Annotated in this window: 6 protein-coding genes, 1 tRNA gene and 1 pseudogene; all 8 read left to right on the top strand. The window is 44.8% G+C overall.

From position 1 onward, the window contains the following. Positions 1–207: pseudogene (locus tag J7J62_02160) on the top strand (hypothetical protein). A 901-nt stretch (positions 208–1,108) separates the two neighbouring features. After that, positions 1,109–1,933: a diaminopimelate epimerase gene (locus tag J7J62_02155; protein MCD6123957.1), complete on the top strand. Its 825-nt coding sequence runs from the start codon at positions 1,109–1,111 to the stop codon at positions 1,931–1,933. Then, a complete protein-coding gene (locus tag J7J62_02150) occupies positions 1,930–2,490 on the top strand; it encodes a hypothetical protein (protein ID MCD6123956.1) in 561 nt (186 codons plus the stop codon). Before J7J62_02155 ends, J7J62_02150 begins: the two co-directional genes overlap by 4 nt. 209 nt (positions 2,491–2,699) lie before the next feature. Continuing rightward, a complete protein-coding gene (locus J7J62_02145) occupies positions 2,700–3,485 on the top strand; it encodes a methyltransferase domain-containing protein (protein MCD6123955.1) in 786 nt (261 codons plus the stop codon). After that, on the top strand, positions 3,482–5,374 hold the full coding sequence (locus tag J7J62_02140; GenBank protein ID MCD6123954.1) for an FAD-dependent oxidoreductase: 1,893 nt from the start codon (positions 3,482–3,484) through the stop codon (positions 5,372–5,374). Before J7J62_02145 ends, J7J62_02140 begins: the two co-directional genes overlap by 4 nt. A 62-nt stretch (positions 5,375–5,436) precedes the next feature. After that, positions 5,437–5,509, top strand: a tRNA-Ala gene (locus J7J62_02135). A gap of 45 nt (positions 5,510–5,554) precedes the next feature. Then, positions 5,555–7,612: a TonB family protein gene (locus tag J7J62_02130; GenBank protein MCD6123953.1), complete on the top strand. Its 2,058-nt coding sequence runs from the start codon at positions 5,555–5,557 to the stop codon at positions 7,610–7,612. Positions 7,613–7,771: 159 nt separating this feature from the next. Further along, positions 7,772–10,716, top strand: a 2,945-nt coding sequence (locus J7J62_02125; GenBank protein MCD6123952.1) for a choice-of-anchor J domain-containing protein, incomplete at its 3' end; no start/stop codon positions are given.

Here is a 10,716-nt window from a genome sequence, read left to right as displayed (position 1 = left end):
CTTCAATCTTGCGATAAAAACGCTATTCTTTTCACAAATGGCGATAATGATACTTTCCCGTTGTGGTTCCTTCAGGCGGTTGAGGGTATCAGGACGGATGTGAGGATAGCCAATCTCTCGCTTCTTAACACGAACTGGTACATAAAGCAGCTTAAGAACCAGATGGGGGTGCCGATAAAACTAACGGATGAACAGATAGACCGATTGAGGCCTTACCCGAATCCCAGAGGTGATGGCTGGATAAGGGTTCAGGACATAATGGTAAGACACATAATCGAGAACACCCCGGTAAAAGTTGTGGTGGATTCTTCCGGTGACACCATACGGTATCTTGACCCGCCGGTTTACTTTGCCGTCACGGTTGACCCTAAGAATAAAGCTGAATTCGACAAATATCTTCAGATGGAGGGACTCGTTTACCGTGTTACAACGGAGCCTTTGGGAAGGCGCGTTGAGCCGAATAAAATGAGACATCTTCTGTTTGATGTCTATCGATTCCGTGGGCTCAATGACACGACTATATATAAGGACGAGAATTCACTTAAGCTAACTCAGAATTACATAACGAGCTTCCTTATGCTTGCCTACGAATATCAGAAGCGAGGTGATACAGCAGCAGCGCTTGAGGCAGTGGAAAGAATGCTTAAAACACTGCCCTACAATTGGCGTTCCAATGCATACGCTGCGAACATCTACGGATGGGCAGGGAAATGGGACAAGGTTGACTCGCTTTTCGAGGAGGGTTGCAGACGATTTGAGGAAGGCAAATATCCGATGGAACCGGAAAGCCGGTATTTCATTGAGGTGTACCTTAATACATATCTTATGAAGCGGAAGATGGACCGTATCGGTAAGGTTGTTGAGCGTGGGATGAAGCTTTTCCCCGACTTCAGGGGAATTTACAAGGCTGCCTGGTGGTATTATCTTAATGTCGAAAAAGATATTGATAAACTTGTTAAGTCGATAGAGGAATGGCTTGCTCGTCATCCCGAGGATAGGCAGGTTCAGGCATTGCTAAGTCAGATAAGGTCTGGTGGGATTGAGAGAAGGATAATGAGGGCACCAGAATCCACAAGAGTGAAACCGCCACCAACTCAGTCTCTTATAAATGAAGATAGAGTTCGTTAAAATCTCAGGCTCGGGAAACGATTTCGTTCTTATTGACGATAGAGAATCTCGCCTTGCGGACATTGACATAGAAAAGCTTGTCCGTTATCTCGCCAAGAGGCGGATAGGTGTTGGTGCGGATGGCGTAATATTTTTGCGCGAGTCTGATTCAGCATCCATAGCTATGCGGTATTACAATTCTGACGGTTCTGAAGCTGCTATTTGTGGCAATGGGTTAAGATGTGCTGCGTATTTCGCAAGGATGCTCGGATTACCCGCGGAAATATCCATAGAAACTGGCGCTGGGGTCGTTCATGCCAATGTGGACGGCAACATGGTTACTGTGTCAATGCCCGATGTGAAGCTCGTTGCTAACAATGTAGAAATAATTATTGACACATTGCCGCTCGTTTTCGACCTTTTCGATTCAGGCGTGCCTCACGCGGTGACAATGGTTGAGGATGTGGAGACGGTTCCAGTTTCGTATTGGGGGCGGATAGTTCGATGGCACAAAGAGTTTGCCCCCGAAGGTGCCAATGTTGATTTTGTTGAGGTCGTTGACGACAACACTGTAAAGATTCGAACCTACGAGCGAGGGGTAGAGGAGGAGACTTTATCATGCGGAACGGGTGCTGTCGCCTCTGCTGTGGCTGCTGCACGAAAAGGACTCGTGAAACCTCCCGTTAGTGTCCTTGTGAAGTTACCCGATACGCTTATAGTTAATTTTGAGCCAAAATTACCCGATGCCGTGAATGTTAAGCTTAAGGGTAGAGTCGATTTTGTATTTGAGGGAAAAATCACTTTGAACGAGAGGAATTTTCGATGAGAAGCTTTGTCTGGACATGGCTTGCGATTTTTGGCTTGCTTTCAGCAGCGCAAAGCGGGCAATTCGACGAGATAATTAATAAGTATGCTTCCAAGGGCGCGTTAACATCGAAAATAAGCATTACCCAAGTAAGCTGGGGCGAAACGACCGAATACGATGGTTATATTGCCATAAAAGGTGGAGAATTTTTTGCGGGCACTAACGAGGAATGCTATATAGCGAAGTCGGGGACTTTGTGGTTACGCTCAGGTAGCGAGAAACCAACGCCTGTTTCAGTTGACATCCCTACGGGAAATATCAGGGAAATTCTTGGCGAATTTTTTGGAAGAATTGAGAAAAGTTACGAGATAAAGCGGAAAGTAAGGAAAAATACCATAAAGTATGCCTGCTGTGGATTGGAAGATTCGCTTTCTACGCTTGATATGATTTTCGACAGAAAAACGCTTCTCCCGCGAAGAATCATATACTATGACCCTGCCTCGGGGACAATGATTATCAACTTTATTTCCCCAAGTTTTAGCTTGCCGCCGGACTCGTTGTTCAAACTGGAGAGGTAGTGTCCCTCATATTGAATAAGTGACAATTTATGACGATAAAACATCGGGATCTTCCGTTTTTGTTTGAGAATAAAAAATTCTTCGAATAGCCGTTGTCCATTGAAACTAAGTGTTTTGCACGCTCCCTTTGAGCGGAAAGCACCGAATTGAATAGACTTGACATAATTTAAAATATATGATAATTTAGTTCCATTTTGCAGGAGTTCGTGATGGAACCTATCGAAATACTTGAACCAATAGTGGAAACCTCTGGCAGCGTTCTTGAGGTTGGCTGTGGTGACGGCTCGTTGATGAGAGCGCTCGCTGATAAAACCGGAGTTTTTGTGGTTGGCGTTGATCCATATGCGCATGGCGAAGGATGCCTAACGCTTAAAGGTGAAGAGATTGATAAGCTTGCCGAAAAATTTGACCTCATATACTCAGTTCATTCATTTCATCATCTCGACTCGCCAAAAGAATTTCTTCTTGCAGCGGAGAGAGTTCTTGCCCCCGGTGGGCGTGTGGTGGTGATAGATTGGAGGTATGGTGCGGAAACTGGCGTTCCTGAGAAATATTACACTCATTCAGAGTTAAGTTCGATCTTAGATGACGCGGAATATGTAGAGATAAACTATTGGGTTGACGGTGATAATCAAATACTTATCTCTGCACCGGCTTCGAGGCTGCGAATAGCTGTTGCCTGCGACGGTGATAAGGTTTCCAGAAAGACTTTCGGAAGAGCGAGGGAGTTCGCCATATTTGAGGTTGTCAACGATAAGGCGATGCTGGTTGAGCGGCGCGAAAATCCTATAGCCTCAGATAATCCACCCGGCAAAACATGGAAAATAATAGATTTGCTAAGGTATTGTCAGGTTTTCGCCGGCGGAGCTATCGGCAGAAAGGGTGAGATTAGAACGAAGCTTTCAGGCAGGCTGTTTATTCAGGCAGAAAAAGAGGAAAGCGCGAAAGAATTAGCCAACAAAATTATTTTAAAACTTTCAGGAGGCGTGTTATGATCCACGAAAGCATCAATATCGGTGGCGTTACACTTCGGAACAGAGTTGTTTTTGCACCTGTTAAGACGGGCTACGGAACATCCTCGGGAGATATTACTCAGCGCCATCTTGATTTTTACCGAGCCCGCGCCGAAGGTGGTGTTGGAGCGATAATACCCGAGCCGCTCGCCATAGACCCGGCTCTCAGGGAAATACCTGTTCAGATAGGGGTGTATGCGACGAATCTAAGCGAATTAGTGGATGTCATACATCGTGGTGGTGCAGTAGCTATCGCTCACCTTAATCATCCGGGCCGCATGGTCAATCCCAAAATTCCCGGAGTCAGGATAGTCGCTCCCTCACCTATACCGTGTCCCAATGTTACAGGGGCGCCAGTGCCTTACGAACTTACGCAGGACGAGATAAAGAGAGAAATAGCGGTTTGGGCAGAGGCGGTGAAAAACGCCAAAAATGCAGGCTTTGACGCAGTAGAGCTGCAATTCGGACATGGATATCTTGTGCAACAATTCCTATCCCCTGCCACGAACAAAAGGAACGACGAATATGGTGGTGACAGGGAAAACAGAGCAAGGTTCGCTTTTGAAGTTCTTGAGGCGATAAGGAGTGCGGTTGGTCATGACTTTACGATAATAGTGAGAATTTCCGCTGATGAGAAATTTATTGGCGGTTACGGTATTGAGGATGGTGTGTGGTTTGCTGCTGAACTCGCGCGTCGTGGGGTTAATGCGATTCATGTTTCTTCCGGTTCTGCCTGCGAGTCACCGCCGTGGTATTTTCAACATATGGCAATACCTACTGGTGAGGTCTGGCTGATGGCGAAGCGGGTAAGAGATGTAGTGGATGTCCCGGTGATAGCGGTTGGTAGAATACGGACTCCAGAGGATGCAGAAAAAATTATTAAGGATGGAATGGCAGACATTGTTGCATTAGGAAGACCTCTGGTGGCAGACCCCGATTTGGTCCGGAAGAGTATTAATGGAATTACTGTAAGAAAATGTTCGGCCTGTCTTGACGGATGTTTATTCTCCATAAAGTCTGGCAAGGGGTTAAGATGCACGATTAATCCGTGGGTTGGAAACGAGGGCAAGGCACTTCCCGATTATTCCGGAATGCACTTTGTTGTCGTGGGTGGTGGTCCTGCCGGGATGACGGCTGCGGAACTTTTGAGGATGGCTGGTGCGAAAGTTACTCTTTTCGAGAGAAACAGACTGGGTGGGAATTTTAACTTGGCGTATATTCCCAAATACAAGCAGAACCTGAAAAGCTGCGTCGAGTATCTCGTCACGCGTATGAAAGAGCTTGATGTGGAAATCGTGGGGAAAGAAGCTTCTATTGATGATGTTGCTAAATTAAATCCAGACGGGGTTTTTGTGGCTACAGGAGCAGTTCCCATAATTCCAAAAATAGAGGGGATTGACAAAAACTTTGTTTACACAGGGCTCGAGGTTCTTAAAAGAGGACTTTCTGCGGAGTCGGCCTTAGTTATAGGCGGTGGTATGATAGGAATGGAAGTTGCCGAATTTCTTGCCGACAGTGGTGCCGGGCGGGTTGTTGTGGTCGAGTTGCTCGATGACATAGCGCGAGATATGGAACCCATATCAAGGGCATTGATGCTTAAGAGAATTAAAAACAAGCCTATAGAAATTTTCCTTGAACATAAGGTAACGAGGATTGAAGATGGATTCGTTGAGGTTTCCGATAAGGATGGCAGAGCATTCACCGTTGAGGTTGAGCTGGTTGCGGTTGCTGTGGGATTAAAGCCTGAGGCATCTATGGCAGAGGCTTTGGGTGAGGCTGGTTTCAGGTATGCTGTTATAGGCGATGCCGCCGGCGTTGGCAAAGCTGTGGATGCTGTTCGTTCTGCTTTCGATGCGGTGGTTAGTTTTTGAGGGGAAATATTCCAAAAGCCTTGACAACATGGTCTGGCTAAATATTTAATAATTCGGATATTGGGGCAGTAGCTCAGTTGGGAGAGCGCCGGAATCGCACTCCGGAGGTCGGGAGTTCGAATCTCCTCTGCTCCAATTTTTTATCTTGAAACTAATGTTTATCAAACTATCTTTTACATTGTGAAAAGAAGCAGGAATACATTAATATTATTAGTTTTTCTTTTGCTAATTCTTTCCGGCTGTGTTTACTACAACACATTTTTTCTTGCCAAAAAGAACTACCGTCTTGCGGAAAGGCTTCGCCGTAAAGCCGGCGGTGATGTAGTCCCGCCTCAGGCACGAGCATATTATGACAAGGCTATTGAGAAGTCTGCCAAGGTTCTGGCATATTATCCCGAGAGCGAATATGTTGACGATGCCCTTTATCTTCTCGGCATGTGTTACCTGAGAACGGGGGAGTATTCCAAGGCGTTGCGCAAATTCAACGAGCTACTCGAGAACTTTCCAGAAAGCGAGTTCGCGGACGATTCACGCTACTGGCGAAGCGTTTGCCTTTACTATGGCGGCAAGGAGGAAGCCGCTGTGGATTCTCTTGAGCTTTTTGCCAAGGAAGACCCCAAGAGGGCGGAAGATGCACTTTTTATGATCGGTGAGTTGGCGTACAAGGACAGCAATTTTATCGATGCACAGAATGCATTTAAGCGTTTTTTGGAGCGTTTTCCGAAAAGCTCATTAGCGCCTAAGGCAAGACTCAGACTGGGGCAGATAAGCTGGTATTTTGAGAAGTACGACGAATGCGTGAAGTATCTTGAGAAAATAGGCGCTGGAGACCTTCCAAAAAGGGAATTTGTAGACTCTCAGAAACTTCTTGCTCAGTGCTACATAAAGCTTGGTAAATACAATAAGGCTGAAAAGATTTTAACCAAAATAACGGGCGATGAGATTTACAGGGATTATTGGGCAGAGGCTGAGCTTATTATCGGTGATGTTGCCATGGCGAGAGGTGAGTTCAGTCGTGCAGAGAAAATATGGTTTGACATAATTAAGGCACATCCTCACACGGAGTCGGCGGCATGGGCGTACTATCGGCTCGGGGAAATGTATTATAAATTGGGCGACCTGAAGAAAGCGAAGGAGATGTTTGATTTTGCAGCTAAGGAATACACACGAAGCGAGGTTAGTTCGCTGGCTGCGAGGAAAAGCGCAGTTATAGCGAGAATCCTTGAACACAGGTACGCTATAAAAAATGCCGATTCGCTTGGGACTAATGTCGTTAAAGCGCAGCTTGAGCTGGCTGAGATGTATATAACGGAACTTAATCAGCCTGACACAGCGCTTAATATTTATTCGAGAATACTTTCCGAGCATCCTGAGGATTCGCTTGCTCCGCATGCTGCTTATTCTATGGGCTGGGTTTACGCTAACCTTAAGAGTGATTTGCACGCTGCGGATTCCGTTTTTGCGCTTGTTTTGGAGCGTTATCCTGAGAGCGACTTTGCAGTTGGTGCAGCGAGGTACTTCAAGCGAAGGGGGGGTTCGCTCGACTCGCTTTCGGTAAGAAATGTGGCTTATTACTTTATTAAAGCCGAGGAGTTCTGGCTTACTTATGAGTGGCCCGATTCAGCGATAAAATATTATTCTATCGTTATTGATTCTTTCCCTGGGAGCAGGTATGTTCCGAAGGCTATGGCAGCAAAGGCTGAGATATTGGCTGCAAACGGTAAGACGGAGGAGGCCAAAAAGATTTACGAAGAACTTTCTAAACTTTATCCTAACACACCATACGATTCGCTTGCCAAAGTGAGGCTTGGCGAAAAAGTTGCGCTTGCCAGTCGCGGGGTGACAACGAGACCCTCAAGCTTAGCGTCGGGAACCTATACGCCCATAACTAAAACGAGCGAAGAGGACACGAGCAGCTTGATTGAGGGATTGCCACCTGCCCCGAGACCTATAAGACCGATTCGGCTTTACTATCCTGAACAGGAATGGTCGTCACGGTTAAGGGGGAAGCGGATTTATCTTAAAATAAAAATCGACCCATTCGGCAAAGTTTCGGATGTTAAGCTTATTCGAGGTTGCGGAAACGATGTTATAGATAATGCAGCCATACTTGCGGCAAAAAAAGCCGAGTTTAATCCATCGGATATTGAGATAACAATGTTTAACAAGTGGTTCTTGCTAACGATTTATGTTCAGCGACCGACGCCGGAATACCAGCAACAATATCAAAATTACTAAGTGTTTTTTTGAAAATTTTTTACAAAAAAATCTTGCTTTAATATCGATAGGAACGAAATTTAAGTAATAAAAAATTTCTTGACACTAAATAAGGGCATTCTAAATTGATTAAGTAAATGTATTGGGGGTATGAAAACTTTAATTTGAGGGAGGTCTAAAATGAGAAGGGTAGGTTTTGTTTTGTTATTGCTTGTTTGTTCCAGCGTTTGGGCAACAGTTGTTGCAGATACTGTTCTTGGGCCGGAAACTTTTAACAGCGTTCCGCCTTCGGGATGGCGGTCATATGGTTGCTACTCCGGAAGTTATTATTCTTATGTTCATTGGTATAGAAGTAGTAACTATTACCACTATCCTTACAGTGCATATAGATATCCGAGTTATTACAATTATTATCAACATCTTGTTACCCCTAAGGTTTATATTCCCAGCGATGCTGACTCAGTCAGGCTTTCCTTCTACCACAGATATTCAGGTTCCTATACGAATTATTGGAACCATATTTGGGTATCCACAGGTGACTGGAACGCATGCACCCACAGCAGTGATTTCGATGACCTCGGCGATGTGCATCCGACATCTACAAGTTGGCAAAGGAAAGATGTTAACCTTGATGCATATATCGGTGACAGCATATATGTAAGTTTTGTTTATTATTGTACCTCATACTCCTACCGATATTGGTATATCGATTGGGTTAATCTGATTGTTTACAGAAATGTTACGGCTCCGATAGTTAGGCACTCATCATATTATCATCCTACAATTCCATATGACCCCACTGTAACCTCTGTTGCCGAGACTGTTTCGGCGATTGATTCCTCAGGAATAGATACGATTTACATGTGCTATGCCGTTGACTCGACGGGTTCTGGTTTACCGGGAGGCTACACTTGCGTTGACATGTCACCTATAAGCGTTGATAGTCTTGGTAATGGAACATATCAAGGAACATTTCCGGCACAACCTGAATGGGCTATAGTTTATTATTACTTTGTTGCTATTGACAATGATTCTCCAGCTCCAGAAACAACATTTACTGATACTTTCACGACACTGTTCCAGGGTAATTACTACGCATACGACCATACCGACTTTATTTACACAGAATGGGCACCACCCGAATGGGTAGAAATAAGCGGAATAGGGACATATAGAGGCGCTGGCGATGATAATGTTTATTCTATCGATTTACCGTGGTCCTTCAGGTATTTTGGTCAAGATTATAATAAAATTTATATTAGCACTAATGGTTTGATTGGCTTTTCTTCGATGAGCGCATGGACATGGTCACCGGTTCCGACACCATCCACGAGCAGTCCTAACAATGTTATAGCAACTGTAAGCGGTGACATGTATGTTGCGTATACCTATTGGTCCCCACCTGGCGGAATTTATTACTACGATGCTGGAGATACATTCTATATTGAGGTTAAGGGATTGTTTAGATGTTGTAGCAGCAGCTATCCGAGGATGGATTATCTTGTTAAACTTGTGAAACCAAGTGCCTGTTCCGAACCCGGCGGTAATGGCGAGATAATTATAGTTTATCATAATTTTGCTAATCACAGTTCCCGTTACAATTACTGTTCGGTTGGTATGGAAAATGAGAACGGAACTAAGGGGCTACAATATTACTATATGGGAAGCTATGCCACTGATTCTACAAGATTCCCTGGTGGTGCGGCGCCTCTTACAAGTGAGTGGACATGCATAAAATATACTACCACTCCACCGAGTTCAGTTTCTGTCGGATATATCGCAGGTTATGTCCATCTTTCAGGTATGACTAACCATGAGGGAGTAGTTATTAATCTATTCTGGCCTTCAATGAACATGCTCGTCAATCAAATTACTACCGATTCGACGGGTAATTTCGTATTTGCGGTCAGAGCTGGCGAAACATATAATATTTATGCGAGCAAGGGATATTTGTGGGCACCTGATAGTGCAATAGGATTAACGGTAACTGCAGGTGCAACAACATATGTTTACCTAACTCTTAATCAAATCATTTACGCTCCAATCTTAAGTAGCGACTTTGAGAGCGATGATGGAGGGCTTGTTGGAACGAGGATTGCTGGTTCTTGGGGCAACTGGGAGTGGGGTCGACCAAGAAGTGCAACAAGTGCCATATACGGTCCTGGTCGTGGTCACTCTGGACAGAAGTGCTGGGGAACTGTGCTTGAGCATGAGGGCGGTTATGGTAGTTATCCGAGCTATGCGCCATTATGCCAATATGTTCTCGAATCACCGACATTCGACCTTTCAGCTTTAAGCCCCTCTACCCCTGGATTCTACACTGCATTACTCCACTTCTGGCATTGGTGGTATGTTTATGGGTATAATGGCTATGCAGGTGGTAATGTTCAGTATTCGACTGATGGCGGTTCAACATGGTCGCTTCTAACACCTCTTGATGGCTATCCAGGAACAATGTATTCCACAGCACCTGGTATAGGTGGACAGCCAGCATTCACAGGAACATATTATAGTGGTGGTTCATATCCTCCACGGTGGATTTGTGATACATTCAATATAACTGATTTGTTCGGTCATGCAAATTCGAAGATAAGATTTTACTTCTCTAATTCCCGCTCCTATACGACATCCTATCCTGGCTGGTATGTTGACGATATTACAGCGGAGATAGGAATGACCCAGTATGGTGTTATAACAGGAACAGTTACAAAACTTGGCGACACGATTAATTATGGAATAAGAGTTAACGCTGGCCCATTCTTCGGATATACAGATTCCACTGGTCATTACGAATTAGTAGTTTTACCCGGCACATGGGATGTTATAGGTTTCTATAATTACCTATGGTCTGCCGATACCGTTACTGGCGTTAGTGTTGCTACTGGTGAAACTGTGGTAGTGAACCTTACTCTTAACCCGATGTTCGGTGTTATAATGGGACACTGCTTCTTCGAGGGCGAGTATGAACACGATGGGATAACGATTACTGCGACTAATGCTCATACATTCTCAGTTGTAACAAATCGTTTAGGCGAATACTCAATAAGAGTCGCACCCGATACATATGATGTTTACGCTTACTACAATGATGATTGGAGCCAAGATAGCTCACTTAATGTCGCTGT

The sequence above is a fragment of the bacterium genome (assembly GCA_021159335.1).
In the GTDB taxonomy this organism is placed as follows: domain Bacteria; phylum UBP14; class UBA6098; order B30-G16; family B30-G16; genus JAGGRZ01.
The sequence above is the reverse complement of the archived record's forward strand: the minus strand, read 5'-3'. Positions and strand labels throughout refer to the sequence as shown.

What these genes read in the sequence shown, in the direction of transcription:
- J7J62_02150 (MCD6123956.1), top strand. Translation starts at nt 1,930, where the DNA reads ATGAGAAGCTTTGTCTGGACATGGCTTGCGATTTTTGGCTTGCTTTCA.
- J7J62_02140 (MCD6123954.1), top strand. Translation starts at nt 3,482, where the DNA reads ATGATCCACGAAAGCATCAATATCGGTGGCGTTACACTTCGGAACAGA.
- J7J62_02145 (MCD6123955.1), top strand. Translation starts at nt 2,700, where the DNA reads ATGGAACCTATCGAAATACTTGAACCAATAGTGGAAACCTCTGGCAGC.
- J7J62_02155 (MCD6123957.1), top strand. Translation starts at nt 1,109, where the DNA reads ATGAAGATAGAGTTCGTTAAAATCTCAGGCTCGGGAAACGATTTCGTT.